This window comes from Shewanella chilikensis, from assembly GCF_037953065.1.
Taxonomy (GTDB): domain Bacteria; phylum Pseudomonadota; class Gammaproteobacteria; order Enterobacterales; family Shewanellaceae; genus Shewanella; species Shewanella chilikensis.
The window spans coordinates 2841684-2859028 of sequence record NZ_CP149966.1 but is presented as its reverse complement, the minus strand read 5'-3'; the positions used below and the strand labels follow the sequence as shown (position 1 = coordinate 2859028).

Below are 17345 nucleotides of genomic sequence, written 5' to 3'. Positions count from 1 at the left end.
TATGTCGTCCTGCGGCTATTATGTCCGGCTGCTATTATGTCCGGCGATAGTCTTATCCGCCTGTTGCCGGCGCAGATGCATCTGTGGCTGGGGCTTTGATGGCTTCGATTGCCGATTCAACCCAGGGCAGCACAAAGGCGGTGATCTTGGGCTGGGCCTTTTCGTTCGGGTGCAGCCCATCGGCCTGCATCAACTCGGGGAAGGGGGCTATCTCTGTCATAAAGAAGGGCATTAGGGTGACGTTGGGCTGCTTGGCCAGGTCACTATAAACGGCGCTGAAGGCGTTGGCATATCTGGGGCCGTAGTTTGGTGGCACCATGACTTCGGAAAGCAGCACCTTGGCGCCGGATTGACGGGCCAGTGCAATGATTTTTGTAAGATTTTTTTTCAGCTCCGTTGGCAAAAAGCCTCTCAGACCATCATTGCCGCCAAGCTCCACTAATAGCAGCGAGGGTTTTACCGACTCCAGTAATTGAGGCAATCTTCTAAGGCCACCGGCCGTGGTTTCGCCGCTGACAGAGGCATTAACAATGTTATGCTCGGGTAAGGCTTGTCTCAGCCCTTCGACCCAACCCTGTTTCTCGGCCATGCCGTAACTGGCTCCCAGGCTATCCCCCAGGATCAGTATATCAGCGGCCTTGACGGGCAGCGCAGAGAACAAGAATATGACTGGTATCAATGCCAGCGGACGCAAGCATAAGGAAGCAATTTTGAATAACAGTGCCATTAAGGTTTCCCATCTCGTAAAAACTGTCACTACCCAGGAAGGTGACCTGACTATCCTGAGTGGCATCAATTTGGATGTCAAGCCGGGCCAGAGTGTGGCCATTCTTGGGCCATCAGGTTCAGGCAAATCAACCCTGCTGGGCCTGCTGGCGGCATTGGATACCCCCTCGTCCGGTGAGATTTGGCTCGATGGCAGTGCCCTGGCCGGGCTGAATGAAGAGCAGAAGGCTGCGCTGCGTAAGCAGAAAGTCAGCTTTATTTTTCAGTCTTTTATGTTGGTTGATACCCTCAACGCTCTGGAAAATGTCATGCTGCCGGCTGAACTTGCGGGTATCAAGGATGCCAGAGAGCGGGCCAAAGCCATGCTGGAGCGAGTTGGCCTCGGGCACAGGCTCAATCATTACCCGAAACAGCTTTCCGGCGGTGAGCAGCAGCGGGTTGCTATCGCCAGAGCCTTTATCAGCGAACCCAAGGTGCTGTTTGCCGATGAACCCACGGGCAACCTGGATAAACACAACGCCGACAAGGTTGCCGACATGTTGTTTGAGCTCAATCGCGAGAGTTCGACCACCTTGATTCTGGTGACCCACGATATGCAATTGGCCAGTCGCTGTGAGCGCCAGTTAGAGATGCACGAAGGGCGATTGTATGAACAGGGGCAGCAAACCCCGCCGGAAGAGGCCGGTTTGCATGAGGCCAAGACAGAGAGCCAGGTGTCGGCGGCATCGGTAACGGCAGAGGAGGGGCGCTGATGGAATGGACGCTGGCATGGCGCCTGTTTCGCCGCGAACTCAAGCAAGGGCAGTTGGTATTGATTGTGCTGGCCTTGACTCTGGCGGTGTTGTCTGTCACCGGTCTGGCCCGGGTCAGTGACAGATTGCAGCTCGCCATCAATGGCCAGGCGGCCAAGTTTATTGCCGCCGACCGAATCATTAATTCACCCGTCCCCATAGATGCAGGCATACTGCAGCAGGCCAACGCGTTAGGGCTGAAGCAATCGCATAGTTTGCAGTTCAACTCTATGGTTTACAGCGGTGATGCCTTTCAATTGGTCACTGTCAGGGCGGTTGATAATGCCTATCCGCTCAAGGGCAAAATTGTCTTGCGTCAAGGGGAAACCAGTACCTTGCCGCAGCCAGGTGAACTGTGGTTTGAAATGCGTCTTGGGAGCCTGCTGGGGTATCCCAAGAGTGTTGAGCTGGGTAACGCCCAGATGGCATTGGCCAAGGAGATAGACAGGCTGCCCGATGCCGGTTTCAATCCATTTGCTTCTTCCCCATTGGTGTTGATGCGCCTTGATGATGTGGCGGCAACCGGGGTCATTCAACCCGGCAGCCGGGTGACATATCTTTATCAGTTTGTCGGGAACAACCAGGCGCTGAGCCGTTTTGAAGAATACGCCAAGCCACTGCTGACCAGTAGCCAACGTTGGGTTGATGTACAATCCGGCGATTCGCCGATTGCCGGGGCGGTGCAGCGGGCGGAGCGATTCTTGCTGCTGGCAAGCTTGCTGGGGATAGCCCTTGCCTGTGCCGCCATCGGCATTGCCGCCCAGCGTTATTGCCAGCGTCACTATGATGTGGTTGCCATGCTGAAAACCTTTGGCGCCAGTGCAAGACAAATCCGTTTATTGTTCGGTCTGCATCTGCTGCTGGTGACTTTTCTTGGAGTGATCTTGGGGATCTTCGGTGGCCTGGTGCTGGATTATCTCATCAGCCGAGCCTTACCCGCGGAAATTGCCGCCTATTCTCCGCCTATGCTCAGACCGCTTCTCTTGGGGCTGGCTACAGGGTTTATCAGCGCCTTTATGTTCAGTGCCTATCCGCTGATGCGGCTGCTGGCTATTCCGCCGCTCAGGGTGTTGCAACGCCAGCTCGAAGGAATACGTCTGGGCATGTGGTTGCATCTGCTGCTGAGTTTGGCGGCCATGGGATTACTCGGCTGGCTCTACTCGCGCTCTTTGCCTTTGACCCTGACAGTGGTGGCCAGCGTGGTGTTGCTCGGGGTGCTGCTCAGCCTGATGGGTTTTTTGTTAATCCGCCTGGGGCAGAGTGTTGGCATGCGCACGACCAACCCCTTGTCGCTCGCACTGGCGGGCCTTCGGCGCCGCGCCAGACAAAACGCTGTACAACTGGTGGGCTTTTCCAGCGCCTTGGTGTTATTGCTGACTATAATGGCGTTGCGTCAGGACTTGCTCAGCGAATGGCAGAAGCAGTTGCCTGAGGATGCGCCGAACTATTTCCTGGTTAACATAGCCCCGGATGAAGTAGAGCCGCTGGCGGACTTTATGGCTCAGCGCCAGATTGCTGCCACAGATATCTACCCTGTTATCCGTGGCCGACTTAGCGCTATCAATGGTGAGGAGGTGATTACTGCCGAAGAGCAGGAACAGGGGCAGAGAGGGCGCCTTGGGATTTCAAGGGAACTGAATCTCACCTGGCGAAACACCTTGCCGCCCAACAATGAGATCCTTGAGGGGCATTTTAATCGGCAAACCGATGACGTGTCGGTGGAGTCCGGGGTGGCCGAGCGTTTGGGAATTACTGTCGGAGATAGCCTGAGTTTTGTTATCGATAACCAAACGCTGACTGTCAAAGTGGCCAGTATCCGTTCTGTGCAGTGGGAAACTCTGCAACCCAACTTCTTTATGATTTTCAGTCAGGAAGCCTTGGCCCCCTTTGCTTATACCTCCATGGCCAGTTTTCATCTGGATGATGGCCAAAAGGCCGTTGTGCTTGAAATTATCCGCAACTTCCCCACTGTCTCCATCATAGATGTGGGGGCTATGGTGGCTCAGCTCAAAGAGATAGTCGCCCAGGTATCTTTGGCGCTGACGCTGGTATTGGTGCTGGTGGTATTGGCCAGTGCTCTGGTGATGATAGCGCAGACCGAAGCCGGCATGGCCAGTCGCCAACGAGAGCTGGCGGTTTTACGCACCTTTGGTGCGCCGGGAAGCTTGCTTAAGCTTGCCACGGCGTTGGAGTTTGCACTGCTAGGTGCCGTGGCGGGCATTCTGGCGGTCACAGTGGCGGAGTTTGCGCTTTGGCTTTTGAAAACTCAGGTGTTTGAACTCAGAGTCAGCCCTCATTGGCAATGGTGGCTGTTGGCTCCCCTCTGTGGCGCCTTGTTGGTGGCACTGCTTGGCCTGTGGCGTTGTCGCAGTCTGCTGCAAAAGTCCTGTGGTGAGCTGTTAAGGCTGGAGTAGCGTCAGGAGATTGGTTGTCAGGCTATTTTTTGTCGAACCATTTTTTTGCCAGACTCGGGTGGCGAACTACTGACCTTTTGCTGTTATTTTGAGCGCTTCTGGGGTAGTATTCCGGCTTTCTTTTGGACAGTGAAGGGATGCGCTGCAACAAGTGAGGTGAGGCAAGTTGACACTGATACTGGCAGGCGCGATGGCTTTGGCGGGGACTTTGGGCGTCTCCGCTTACACTCTGGGACATTCAGCCTTCAAGGCGGGGATGGGGGTTAAACGTTGGGTAGCTGCCGGGTTGTTGCTGGGACCCGCTGCCATGTTGTTATTTAATGCACATAGGCAATTGGCGTACCGCAAAAACACTCGGCCCGGCGATAGCAAGCGTTCTTTCTAGAATCCTCTATTGATTCCAAATCACAGCAAAAGGGAGCATAAATGCTCCCTTATTTTTTCGCTGTTTCATCAGTTCCACCAGCCTCTGGCTGGAACCACTTCCAGGTGGCACAGACCCTCTGGCAGTTTCACCCGTTTACGCTCTGGTTTGGTCAGACCCAATAACTTTTTGATTGATATGATCATAATTAGTCCTCCAAGGCTCGGGCTCAGGCGTATATAAATTTGACATTAGGCGCGGCAGCCAGCTCGACAGGCTTGAACTTCACGTTAGGGGCAGCGGCCAGCTCGATAGGTTTGAACTTCACATTAGGCGCGGCAGCCAGCTCGACAGGCTTGAACTTCACATTAGGCGCGGCAGCCAGCTCGATAGGCTTGAACTTCACATTAGGGGCAGCGGCCAGCTCGACAGGCTTGAACTTCACGTTAGGGGCAGCGGCCAGCTCAACAGGCTTGAACTTCACGTTAGGGGCAGCGGCTAACTCGATAGGTTTGAACTTCACATTAGGCGCGGCAGCCAGCTCGATAGGCTTGAACTTCACGTTAGGGGCTGCGGCCAGATCAACAGGCTTGAACTTCACATTAGGAGCAGCGGCCAGCTCGACAGGCTTGAACTTTACATTAGGCGCTGCAGCCAGCTCAATTGGCTTGAACTTTACATTAGGCGCAGCAGCAAAAGCCAGTGAACTGGTAACAACGGCGGCGGTAGCAACTATAAATTTAATCATTATCTTATCTCTCTCAGGGTAGTGGTAACAGTCAGCGGTTAACTTCTTGACGCTGAGAGAGATAAAGCAGGAGTCATGCCAGAAATGTTATTTTAGATTTAAATTGGTTCTGCTTTGACGGTTTTTTGGTTTTTATATGGTTTAGCTTTGGTTGCTAGATTGTGTTCTTCTTGCTTGATAATTCAGGCATATTTTGTTTCAGATATTCAGAAAACTCAGCCTCAGGAACCGCCTTGCTATAAATAAATCCTTGTATTTCTTCACAGTTTAATGCTTTTAAAATACTGAGTTGTGAGGGGTCTTCCACGCCTTCGCCCACAACGGAAAGCCCCATATTGTGGGCTATGGTGATGATGGAGTCGACCATCTTTAGGTCTCTGTCAGACTTATCGATATCGTCGACAAAGGCTTTATCTATTTTTAAGCTGTGAATGGGAAATCGCTTCAGATACGACAGGGACGAATAGCCGGTGCCAAAGTCATCGAGTGCCAGACAGACTCCCATTTTAGCCAGTTGTTGCATGACTTTAATGGCTTTTTCCGGATGCTTGATAACAGTCCCTTCAGTGATTTCCAGTTCCAGATTAGCCGCTGGCAGACGGGTCAGGCGTAAAATTGACGCGATTCTTTGCTGCAGATCGGGTAGCGCGAATTGTCGCGACGACAAATTGACAGCCACCCGACCATCAAACAATCCCTGCTCACGCCACTGCTGGGCGGCAAAGCAGGCCTTGCGCATAACAAGGTCACCTATTTCAATAATCAGGCCATTTTCCTCTGCTAGCGGAATAAAGTCATTGGGTGGGATTAATCCATGCTGAGGGTGATTCAAACGAACCAAGGCCTCCATACCAGACACCAAACCGCTGCGCAGATTGATTTTTGGCTGGTAATAGACCTCAAACAGATCGTCTTTCAGGCCTTCGCGGATGAGATTTTCTACCTCCAACTGCCGGATTGCATTGCGGTTCAAGGATTCAGAGTAGAACTGATAGCGGTTACCACCGGCAGACTTGGCATGGTACATGGCAATATCGGCCTTTCTCAGCAGTGCCTGCTCATTTTGCTCGTCTTCGGGATAAAGCACTATGCCTATGCTGACACCGACAACCAGTTGTTCTCCTACCAGTTCAAAGGCTTGACTGAAGGCGTCTATGACGCGGTTGGCTATCACAGCGCTGGAACCTATGTCCGGATTCTTGTCCACCAGAATGGCAAATTCATCTCCACCGAGGCGATAAAGATTAGTGTGTCCGGGTATAGATTGCTGCAGCCTTTCTGCGACTAGGATCAAAAGCTCATCACCTATCTGATGACCAAGGGAGTCATTGATCTTTTTGAAATTATCCAGATCAAGCACCATCAGAGTGTGGTGATGATCTTTTTTCACCAGGTTGCCTAGAGTGACTTGCAGGTTGGAGCGGTTGGGAAGACCGGTCAGGAGATCATTATTGGTGAGCTTGCGCAGCTCTTCTTCCTGCTGTTTACGACGGGAGATATCGGAAAACACCCCAACATAATGGGTCAGGATCCCTTGCTCATCGTAAATCGCATCTATGGTGAGCTCCATCAGGAACTCTGAACCGTCGCCCTTAATGGCTTCTATATCGTTGCTCCAGCGACCGTACTGCTGCAGTAACTGTTTTATCTGTTGATTGTAATTATCTGGATAACGGCTGAATTGCAGCGTTGTGCCCAGCAATTGGTTGCGGCTATGTTGGGTTAGTTCACAGCAGGCTTCGTTGACTTCAACATAATGGAAGTCGGCATCCAGGATAAACATGCCTTCCGAGATATTCTCTATCGCCCGCTCGAATAGGCGCAGCTGCTCTTCTGCTGTCTTGAAACTGTTGATGTTTTTGATGGTTCCCGTCATACGTAGGGCATTGTCATGCTCATCCCGCTCAACAATTTTGGCTCTGTCGAGGATCCACAGCCATTCACCGTTTTTGCTTTTAACCCTGTAGGTTGCTTCGAAATGATCTGTTTCACCGTAAAAGTGTTTATTGAGTGCTTCTCTTACCCGCTCTCTATCTTGAGGGTGAATATTGCTCTCTTCACCATGGTGGCCGGATCGCTGCCCGTCGCGGGGAAACTCGAGTGAGCCCCAGATATTGGAGCGGTATATTTGACCGGTTTCAATATCCCAGTCCCACATCTCATCACCGCTCCCCCAGAGAGAGAGCTTTAACCGCTCTTCACTCAAGGCTATTTGGCGCTGGATCTCTCTCTTGCGCAGTACGGCTTTGGTGAGAGCCGTCAGTATTAGCAGTATTGCCAATACATAGAGAGTTTTGGCAATAGGTGAAAGCCACCAGGGAGGGGTTATTTCTACTTGGAGTTCGGTATTTTGGCCTTTTTTACCTGTGATGGGGTCTATTGCTCTGAGCTGAAAGATGTAGCTCCCGGGAGAAAGATTGGTATAGGTTGCAGAATTAATGCCTTTGGAGCTGATCCAGTCGTCAGAAAGCCCCAGTAGTCGGTACTCGTACTCGAGTTTGATATGAGAATACTTCGGGCTATTGAACCTAATAGTGAAGGGGTAATCGGAGTATTTTAGTTTGATCTTATTTGATAGCGAAAGAACTGAGGATAGTTTACTATTGTCGACGACTTGGGGGATATTAAATATCAATAGCTCATTGAGGTTGGCTTTGGGTTTATGACTATTTTTAAAATTAATGATGTCTTTTGGTGAAACAATAGTTAGCCCTGAAATTCCACCTAGTAAAAAGCCACTTTTCCAAGTGGCTGCACTTTGTGTGTTGTATTCATATTGACTGCCAAAGTCTTCATTTAAAAGATATGTTTCACCAGAGATTCCTATTATTATTTTTCTGATAGATGTTGCAATGTAATTACCATCTGAATCAGTTGCGATTGAGTAAATGGGACTGTTGGAGATATACGTTTTTGATATTTTCTTTGTGGCTTTATCGTAGAACTTTAGGCCTGTTCCAGTGCCTAAATATGTGCCTGAATTTGTTGGTGCAATGCTGTAAGTGATCTCATCACTAAAAATATGTTTGATGCCTGTAGTGTTACTGGCAGTAAATACGCCAACTTGAGTTGCGATATAAAGTTGGTTGCTTTCGTAAGCGATGTTGAATATTGATGGCTTCTCACTTATTTCATATTGGCTGACGATACCTAGTGTTTTTACATCAACTTCATATATTAGAGAGTTTGCTGTACTTATTGCAATCCGGGTTTCATCTTTATTGACAGCTAATGCGACTATAGGGCTGTCAATTATTTGATACCGTGTTCCAGTATAGACATTTATAGCATATAATCCATCTAGAGAACCATAGAAAATTGTGTCATTTACAAGTCCTGCTGTTTTGGGGCCTTTTAGTCCGGTATCAACGGATAAGATAACGTTTAGGTCTTCATTCAGCAGTTTAAGAACCTGTGTATCATCTGATATCAAGAGGTTTTTTTGTTGGTTTTTTTGTATATTCCAGACGCTTTGGGTATTACTGGCAAGAGTTGAAGCGAGTTGACTTTTAATATCTATCGTAGAAAAACCTTTATTAAGAGATGGAATGTAAATTCGGCTTTTTTCGGCATAAATAAAGCTCATTGACGTAGAGAGTGATACATCCTTGATTAGACCTAGAAGCTTTTCTTCTCCTTTAGAAGAAATATTAAATACCTTGTTGTTTCTTAAGGCATATAAATCATTTTTCAAACTGAATATACTATTGTAGTTTTCTGTGGATATTTTTTTTAGTTTATTATCTTTCCATCTGTGTATACCATCTTCTTTTAAAATGTAAATGCATTCCGTTCCTTGGCTGATTGATATTGACTCTTTTGATATTAATTTACTTGCTTGCGAATCTTTATTTGTCTGATAGACAGAACCATCGTGATTGCGCGTTATATAAAGATTTTTGTAGGAGATAATCTGTTTTACATTAAGAAAATTTTCTGATTGCAATAATGTGATTTTAGGGGTTGTAGTAGTTATCTGATCTACTTTAGCTATTTTGTCGTTGAGACCAACTAATATTGAATCTTCCATTCGTTGGAGAGACCAAACTGCACTGTTCATACTGCTTATGGGTACAAAAGTGTTTTTTTCCTTATTATAGGTATAGAGACCATGGTTGGTGCCAACTAAAAGAAGGTCTTTGTGTGAGTATAAACTTTGGATGAATGAACTTCTCAGACCAGTCCCGTCATTGGCGAAATATTGTTTGAACTCCTTGCCATCGAAACGGTTAAGACCATTGAGAGTACCTATCCAGATATAACCATCCGAATCCTCGGTTATCGATGTGACTGTGCTTTGTGAGAGCCCTTCAGGAACGCCGTATGTTTCTGCTTTTAGAAGGATCGGAGCGGGAGTATCAATCAGAGGAAGTGCTGCAACTGTAGCCGGGACAAAGGCGATAACCAAACACCAGAGCATTGTGAGGTAGAGCAGGAAATTAGGCATAAATTTAGTAAATTTTATAATGAGTGATGCCAGTATCGTGAGTGATAACTCTTTCAGAAAGTTACCTGATTGTCAAAATTAAACCTTTCTATCACATAAGCTTACCTCAAATTTGTTCAATGTTACTGTTGGTAGATTGAACTGTAATGACAGCTAAAAAGCACGCTGTGCTGATATTGAATATAATACCTTTTGTTTCCAGCTGCTGATTTACTTACTCTTGGGATAATCTGCGATACCGATTGGGGATGAAAAAATCCCCGTTTAAGCAAGTGCAGCCCAGAGATTAAAGGTTAAACTGCTCAGCCTGCTGTTTGAAGGCACGTAAATCAGTGATCAAAGAGCCGGCTTGCAGGCGTTCCAGGTGTCTGTGTTGCTCTCCTGTGCTGAACAGCACCAGACGGTCACTGTGTTTGGTACGCATTTTATCCATCATAAACTTAATCAGCCCGGCCCGGGTTTGGCGCTTGATTTGTGCTACCACCAGTTCGCGCTGATTAAAGTGGTAATCCTTATTGCCTATGCTGACCCAATAACGTTGACCGCGGGTCTTGAGGTTGGCGTCATGTTCCATGACTTGGTTGATCAATCCCTGCTTGGTGCTTTCCCACTGTTCATTGGTTATCTGCATCACGGCGTAATTAAAGTCGGCGATAAACTCATCTATGGCTTGCAATAACTGCAGCGGCCCAGCGGTCGGTGACTGTACATAGAAGATCATTCCCGGGTGGCGGTTCAGCGGCAGATAACCAGTGCCCACCATATAACCGAGTTGCCTTTGGGTTCGCAGCTCGTGGAAGAAGGTCGATGACATGGTGTGATTCAAAAGGCTGAACAACGCCATTTTCTCCGGAGTGGCAAACACGGATTGGTAATAGACTATGATGGCGCTGTCCGGGTGGGCTATGTTCAGCTCCCTGAGTACGGTGCCTTTACCCTGAAGGTTGACCAATTCCCTTGCCGATTCACGGCTGGGCTTGGAAACCAGCGATAGAATATGGCTGAGTCGTTTACCAAGAGACTGGGCTTCTTGCTCCAGCCAGTCACCATAGACCAGGCCTTCCAGATAGATTTTTTCATAAAAGGCGCTCACATGGTCGTGCAGATCGTCCAGGGTGATATCTTCCAATAACTCTGCCATCCGCAGTGGTTCATAACTGCGTTTTTGCAGGGTTACCGTCAAGCTTGTGAACAGCTGGGAGATGGGTTTCGCCTGGGCATGGTTATACCAACTGCGTAGCAACTGGCGTTTGATAAGGTTGAATCTCTCTTGGGTAAAACTGCGCTCCCGGGCCTTATTTATCAGCAGCGACAGCAGGGTTTCCTGATTGCCGGTAAAACCGGTTAAATGTAGGGTCAGCCCGCCTTGATGGGGGTAGATGTTGTAGCTGAGGCCAGCCACTTCCGCCTGGTAGGTGTGTTCGGTCAGATGATCGAGCAGCATTTCCACATACAGCCGGGTCAAGGCGGCATGTCTTGGAGTGGGGCTGGCCTGATCCGAATCGAGAGACAGATACAGATGCCCCTTGGGGACATTGAATTCATCATCTTTCTTGTGCCAGATACGATAACCGGCGCCTTCGGCGACAATCACCGGCTCAGGATGCCGACTGGGTTCACTTCGGGCTATGGCGTCTTCAACGATGAAAGGATTGGGTTTTGGCAGCTCCATTCCGGTTTCAGCCTCGGCGCTGCGCCACAGTGCCAGCCTGGCGTCTTCTATGGGCTTAATTTGATACGGGGTGTGATACCAGGCCGCCTGTTGTTCGGTATCCAGATCCTGGGCCACCAGTTGCAGGCGCATATTATCCGGAGTCATCAGGCTCATCAGTGCCCTGGCTTCAGCGACATCCAGGCCATCCATGCGATAGTCGCCATAGACGGTATCTTCAACCTGATAGTGCTGCATATTGATGCTTAGGTGACTGGCCAGATCCAGTGCTTTTATCTGTTCCTGGTAGCGAAATGCCAGTTTGAGTAGATTGGCTCTTTCCTGATAGCGCCAATCTTCCAATCCCTTATCGGCAATGAGTTTGATATAACCGAAGCAGGCTGCAACCACCCTGTCGGTTTGGTTCAAACCTTTGTCGGTCAGCTGAATACTGATGCTGTATTCCTTGAAGTTGTAGCCGTTGATGCCACCACCGGCAGATAGTCCGTTGATAAGGCCGGCGTCCTTGAGTTTGGAAAACAGGCTGCCGTGGCTCTCGCTTCCTAGTAGGTGACTGATAAAGGTCAGTGGTTTACTGCGATAGAAGCGATCGATAGCGGGCAGGGCAAAGCTCAGGGTCAGGCGCTTTTGCTCTTTAAGCGGCACTATGTGGATCTGCTTTTGCAGTTGCTCACAGGAGAACAGTGGCACTTCGGGATAGGATTTTTGCAGGTCATGATTTTTTATTAACGAGAAATAGCGTCTGGCATACTGCTCCAGCTCATCAATTGCCATCGGAGCCACCAGACACAGGGTCATCAGGTTGGCGCTGTAATGGCTGTTGTAGAAGGCAAGCAGTTCTTCCCTGAGCTGTTGCTCGTCTCCGCCCAGCGTTTGTAGATTCCCGACGGAAAATTTGCAAAAAGGGTGTCCCGGATTAACCGTCTCTTTCAATACCTGATAGATACGGCGGATATCGTCTTTCTGCTTGAGACTGAACTCAGATTCTATGGCGTGTCTTTCTCTTTCAACCAATTCCTGATTGAACAGCGGCGCAATAAAGAACTGGCTGAATCTGTCCAGCGCCTCGGCAAATACCAAGGGATCTATGGCAAAGAAGAAGTTGGTGTGCTCAGTACCCGTCCAGGCATTATTGCTGCCACCATGTTGGTTGATAAAACTGTGATAGCCTCCGGCCTCGGGAAACTTGGCGGTTCCCAAGAACAACATGTGTTCAAGAAAATGCGCCATTCCGGGGCGGGATTGGGGATCATCGAAGTGGCCGACATTAACCGCCATGGATGCGGCGGCCTGGGCAGAATGCATATCTTGCACCAGCAGCACCCGCAGGCCGTTGGTCAGAGTCAGATGACGATAGCTGCGGTGGTCATTGGGGCTGGAAATGACAGACTGGCATGTGCTCAAGGGATAACTCCCGTATAGACAGATTGTTATATATTGATAGCCTTGCGCTTTTTTGGCAAATATCTCTTGGATTTTTCGACTAAAGATTGAGAGCTGTGCGGTTTGTTGCCGCGCTATAAAGGGCTACAATTGACAAAGAACCATAAGAACTTTTTTCTGTAGTGAGTGATGTATGCAGCTTTTTCTAATGCGCCATGGTGAGGCCAGTTTCGACGCACCCTCGGATCGGGAGCGAATACTGACTGATGCCGGACGCCTCCATACGACACAGATGAGCAACTGGCTGAATGATTCAGTCTCTGCCTTTGATCTGGTGTTGGTGAGCCCTTACCTCAGAGCGCAGCAGACCTGGCAGGAGCTGGGAAAACACTTTCCAGAACCGCGTAAATGGATGGTATTGGATGAATTGGTACCATCGGCTGACCCGGAAATGGCTGCCAGCCTGGTGAAGGCCTACGCCGAACAATTTAAGGCAGACAAAGTGTTGGTGATAGGTCACATGCCATTATTGGGTTATATGGTCAGTGAATTGGTGGCCGGTATTGAGCCGCCGTTATTTGCGACTTCGTCAGTGGCACTTATTGATGTGCATGGACAGCAGGCAAGTGTAATGTGGCAACAAGGACCGCACAATATCGCCTAGTGGTTCCAGATTAAAGCTGCCTTCAGGGCTGCAATTAACCTGAATTCAAGCGCCTTACGTTATTAAAAAGGTGATCCTTGGACAAAGTACCAGCAAAACAAGCAACCCGGCAATGACCGGGTTCTTCGTATTTATAGTGCTAAGTATTTAAAGGGGCAGCTCAACTGCGGTTAGCGTCTGTGGGGATGTTCGCCAATATCTATCAGTATCAACAGCGCTGCATCGCCGCCCCATTCTTTGGGGGCCTGATGAAAGGCTTTGACCTTGGGGTGCTGCGCCAGCCACATGGGTAACTGCTGTTTGAGAATGCCGGTGCCGTAGCCGTGCATGACACTACAGCAAGGGCTGTGTTCACGGATACAGGCCTGGATCAAGGCCGCCAGTTCCAGCTTGGCTTCGGTTTGGCGGTAACCATGCAGATCCAAAAGAAAGTCAGGCACATAATCGCCTCTACGCAGACGTTTGACTTCCATGGCGTCCACATCGTCCCGACACCAACGCATAGGGCCGTTTACTGGCAATAATGGCTGGTAAACGTCTGAAAAATAACTATCCGCCTGGATCTGAACTTCTTTTTCAGCCAGTTGTTTTTTGGTTTTGCTCGGCGGGCGGAAATGGCGCTTATCCTGGTCGAGCGGGGTGATCCCGGATACCAGTGCCTGAAATTCCGCCAGGCCTTCTTTGTCGTTTTCTTCGTTCATCAGGCTATTTTATTGAATCCTGTTTCTTCTGAACAGACTTCAGTTACAATGGTTGCGGAATAAGAATAAAGCCGGAGTCAGATTTTGGATAAGATCTTTGTGGATGAAGCCGTCACCGAATTGCGGACGGTAGGCGACATGTTGCGCTGGGCCGTCAGCCGTTTTAATGACGCCAATGTTTATTATGGTCATGGTACAGATAACGCGTGGGACGAAGCGGTTTCCCTGGTATTTCACGCCCTGCATCTGCCCGATGACATTGGTCAGCAGGTGATTCACGCCAATCTCACCAGCAGCGAAAAACACAAGATAGTTGAGCTTATCATTCGCCGGGTACGCGAGCGTTTACCCGTGCCTTATCTGACCAACACCGCCCGTTTTGCCGGGCTGGACTTCTATGTGGATGAAAGGGTGCTTGTGCCTCGCTCACCGATTGCCGAAATGATCCAAAACGGATTCGGTCCCTGGCTGTACAACAAGCCGGTAAGACGGATCCTCGATCTCTGCACCGGCAGCGGCTGCATCGCCATCGCCTGTGCCTATCAGTTTGAAGAGGCTGAGGTCGATGCGCTGGATATCAGTGAGGATGCACTGGAAGTGGCGCAGATAAACGTTGAGTCGCTCGGCGTGATGGACAGGGTGTTTCCCATGCAGTCCAACCTTTTCAGCGCAGTGCCACGAGCGCCGCAGTACGATCTGATTGTGTCCAACCCACCTTATGTCGATGCCGAAGATATTGCCGATATGCCGGATGAGTATCGCCATGAGCCGGAAATTGGTTTGGCGTCCGGTCGCGATGGCCTGGATATCACCAAGCGCATTTTGGCCAATGCCGCCGATTACCTCACAGATGACGGTATCCTGGTGGTTGAAGTGGGCAACTCCATGGTGCATTTGATTGAGCTTTTCCCCGATGTGCCTTTCACCTGGGTCAGCTTTGAACATGGCGGCGATGGGGTGTTTGTGCTGACAAAAGATCAGTTAGTTGAAAATCAATCACTGTTCGCCATCTATAAAGACAGTGAATAATAAAGCGGCCCATTAGCCAATGGGCCAGTAAAGCCGAGGTTCGGATAGCCGAACCTCTATGCTCGGTCATTTTATCTCCAGGGGGAAATTAAGCGGATGTCGGGAAACAGCATAGGTCAGAACTTTGTCGTCACCACTTTTGGTGAAAGCCATGGGCTTGCACTGGGCTGCATTATCGATGGCTGTCCGCCAGGGCTTGAGTTGACCGAAGCCGATATGCAGCAGGATCTTGACCGTCGCCGTCCGGGGACTTCCCGTTATACCACTGCCAGGCGCGAGCCGGATCAGGTGCGTATTCTCTCCGGCGTGTTTGAGGGCAAGACCACAGGCACCTCCATTGGTCTGTTGATTGAAAATACCGATCAGCGTAGCCAGGACTACTCCAATATCAAAGATTTGTTCCGTCCCGGACATGCCGACTATACCTATCAGCAAAAATATGGCTTGCGTGATTATCGCGGCGGTGGCCGCTCCTCGGCGCGGGAAACTGCCATGCGGGTGGCGGCAGGGGCCGTGGCGAAGAAATACCTCAAGGCGGTACACGGCATTGAGATCCAGGGTTATCTCTCCCAGCTTGGGCCTATTTGCGCCGACACTCTGGATATGGCCCAGGTGGAACAGAACCCCTTTTTCTTCCCCGATGCCTCCAAGCTGGAAGCGCTGGATGACTATATGCGCGAGCTGAAAAAGTCCGGTGATTCCATCGGTGCCAAGGTCAGTGTGGTGGCCACCAATGTGCCGGTCGGTCTTGGCGAGCCGGTATTTGACCGTCTCGATGCCGATATTGCCCATGCGCTGATGGGGATCAATGCGGTCAAGGGCATTGAAATCGGTGATGGCTTTGCCGTCGTCAACCAAAAGGGCTCAGAGCACAGAGATCTGATGTCGCCTGCCGGGTTTGACAGTAACCATGCCGGCGGCGTGCTCGGGGGTATCTCTTCCGGGCAACCCATAGTGGCCCATATGGCGCTGAAACCCACGTCCAGTATCAGCGTGCCAGGCAAGAGCATGACAGTGCAGGGCACAGAGGCCGAAGTGGTGACCAAGGGGCGGCATGACCCCTGTGTCGGGATCCGAGCCGTGCCCATTGCCGAAGCCATGTTGGCGATAGTCTTGATGGATCACTTGCTGCGTCATCGGGCCCAAAACCAGGATGTCAGCAGCCTTACACCTGTACTTGGAATGCGATAAATGCGCGGACTGTTTCCCGCAGGGGGACAGCTCGCCTGGCTTTCTGCCTGCTATTTTTTCTTCTTTGGCATACTCGGTGTCATGGTGCCCTATCTGGGGGTATTTTTTGACAACCGTGGCTTCGACGCCGCCGAAATAGGCTTTCTGCTGGCCATACTCATGGCAACCCGCATAGTCGCGCCCAATGTCTGGGCGCTAGTGGCGGATCGCACCGGTATGCGCTCTGAGCTTATCAAGCTCGGCGCCTTTGCCGCCGCCTTGACCTATCTGAGTTTCTTTTATCATGGTGGCTTTCTCTATCTGGCGCTGAGTCTGGCCCTCTATACCTTCTTCTGGAATGCGATTCTGGCGCAGCTTGAGGTGATCACCTTGGAAACCCTGGGTACTGAAGCCAACAAGTATGGCCTCATTCGCAGTTTCGGCAGTGTCGGCTATATCGTGCTGGTGGTGGGCACCGGCTGGGCCATCAAGGAGTTTGGCCCCGAGGTACTGCTCTATGTGGGGCTGAGTCTGTTTCTTGGGTTACTGGGCAGTGCCTTACCCTTGCCATCGAATCGGGCTTCGGCGGGAGCCGGGCAGGATAAACCGGCACTCAAACTTGGGCGGCCGCTGCTGTGGTTTTTACTGTCTGCCATGTTGCTTCAAGCTAGCGCCGGGCCTTTCTACGGCTTTTTCGTGCTTTATCTCAAGCAGGTGGGTTACACAGAGGCCAGCGCCGGTATTTTTGTGGCTCTCGGGGCAATGGCGGAAATCTTCATGTTTATGATAGCGCCCAGGTTACTCGGTCGCTATGGGGTCAAGACGCTGCTGCTGGTGAGTATAGGCATGACGGCGCTGCGTTGGCTGCTGGTGGCTTTTGGCGCCGAAAGCATGTTGCTTTTGGGGCTCAGCCAACTGCTGCATGCCTTTACCTTCGGTTTGACCCATGCTGCATCCATCCAGTTTGTTCACCGTAATTTTGATATCAGTCACCGCAGCAAGGGCCAGGCACTATACGCCAGTTTGAGCTTTGGCGTCGGCGGCGCTTTGGGCACCTGGATCTGCGGCCTGATTTGGGGCGATGGCAGCGGCGCCTTCTGGTGTTGGGTGTTTGCCGCCGCGTGCGCCTTGCTGTCCATGTTGGCCGTGCTGGCTATTCCGGGTAGCGACTCCAGGCGTCAATCACAAAGTGACCCCATTGACGCCTGATGATTTGTTACAAGAGCAGAGCATCAT

Annotated in this window: 12 protein-coding genes; 7 read left to right on the top strand and 5 right to left on the bottom strand. The window is 50.4% G+C overall.

Annotated elements, in window-relative coordinates; translation table 11 throughout:
• Window positions 1-52: 52 nt before the first annotated feature.
• Complete coding sequence (locus WKR14_RS12965; protein WP_101053466.1) at window positions 53-727, bottom strand: arylesterase; 675 nt, start codon at window positions 725-727, stop codon at window positions 53-55.
• Here WKR14_RS12965 and WKR14_RS12960 point away from each other — a divergent pair.
• From WKR14_RS12960 to WKR14_RS12950, 3 genes are all read left to right on the top strand, one after another.
• Complete coding sequence (locus tag WKR14_RS12960) at window positions 666-1478, top strand: ABC transporter ATP-binding protein (protein ID WP_224866400.1); 813 nt, start codon at window positions 666-668, stop codon at window positions 1476-1478. The two genes, WKR14_RS12965 and WKR14_RS12960, sit on opposite strands and share 62 nt — an antisense overlap.
• The gene (locus WKR14_RS12955; protein ID WP_286996621.1) at window positions 1478-3931 is read left to right on the top strand and encodes an ABC transporter permease; all 2454 of its coding nucleotides are present in this window, start codon (window positions 1478-1480) and stop codon (window positions 3929-3931) included. The genes WKR14_RS12960 and WKR14_RS12955 overlap by 1 nt, the downstream gene beginning before the upstream one ends.
• 166 nt (window positions 3932-4097) lie before the next feature.
• Window positions 4098-4316: a hypothetical protein gene (locus WKR14_RS12950; RefSeq protein WP_224866402.1), complete on the top strand. Its 219-nt coding sequence runs from the start codon at window positions 4098-4100 to the stop codon at window positions 4314-4316.
• Between the two features lie 208 nt (window positions 4317-4524).
• Here WKR14_RS12950 and WKR14_RS12945 read toward each other — a convergent pair whose 3' ends face one another.
• The 3 genes from WKR14_RS12945 to WKR14_RS12935 all read right to left on the bottom strand — a co-directional run bounded on the left by WKR14_RS12945 (window position 4525) and on the right by WKR14_RS12935 (window position 12566).
• The gene (locus tag WKR14_RS12945; protein WP_339086413.1) at window positions 4525-5043 is read right to left on the bottom strand and encodes a hypothetical protein; all 519 of its coding nucleotides are present in this window, start codon (window positions 5041-5043) and stop codon (window positions 4525-4527) included.
• Window positions 5044-5197: 154 nt separating this feature from the next.
• On the bottom strand, window positions 5198-9490 hold the full coding sequence (locus WKR14_RS12940) for an EAL domain-containing protein (RefSeq protein ID WP_339086411.1): 4293 nt from the start codon (window positions 9488-9490) through the stop codon (window positions 5198-5200).
• Window positions 9491-9776: 286 nt separating this feature from the next.
• Complete coding sequence (locus WKR14_RS12935; protein ID WP_339086409.1) at window positions 9777-12566, bottom strand: insulinase family protein; 2790 nt, start codon at window positions 12564-12566, stop codon at window positions 9777-9779.
• 172 nt (window positions 12567-12738) lie between these two features.
• Between WKR14_RS12935 and sixA the strand changes: the two genes are divergently transcribed.
• On the top strand, window positions 12739-13209 hold the full coding sequence (gene sixA / locus WKR14_RS12930; RefSeq protein ID WP_224866406.1) for a phosphohistidine phosphatase SixA: 471 nt from the start codon (window positions 12739-12741) through the stop codon (window positions 13207-13209).
• 170 nt (window positions 13210-13379) lie between these two features.
• Here sixA and smrB read toward each other — a convergent pair whose 3' ends face one another.
• Window positions 13380-13910 carry an endonuclease SmrB gene (gene smrB, locus WKR14_RS12925; protein WP_039035610.1) on the bottom strand — a complete coding sequence of 177 codons (531 nt, stop codon included), beginning with the start codon at window positions 13908-13910 and terminating at the stop codon, window positions 13380-13382.
• An 84-nt stretch (window positions 13911-13994) separates the two neighbouring features.
• On the opposite strand from smrB, the gene prmB reads away from it, so the two are divergent.
• From prmB to WKR14_RS12910, 3 genes are all read left to right on the top strand, one after another.
• The gene (prmB, locus tag WKR14_RS12920; protein WP_101053439.1) at window positions 13995-14939 is read left to right on the top strand and encodes a 50S ribosomal protein L3 N(5)-glutamine methyltransferase; all 945 of its coding nucleotides are present in this window, start codon (window positions 13995-13997) and stop codon (window positions 14937-14939) included.
• A 96-nt stretch (window positions 14940-15035) separates the two neighbouring features.
• Window positions 15036-16130: a chorismate synthase gene (gene aroC, locus WKR14_RS12915; RefSeq protein WP_226564105.1), complete on the top strand. Its 1095-nt coding sequence runs from the start codon at window positions 15036-15038 to the stop codon at window positions 16128-16130.
• Window positions 16131-17318: an MFS transporter gene (locus WKR14_RS12910; RefSeq protein WP_208144837.1), complete on the top strand. Its 1188-nt coding sequence runs from the start codon at window positions 16131-16133 to the stop codon at window positions 17316-17318.
• Window positions 17319-17345 lie beyond the last annotated feature (27 nt).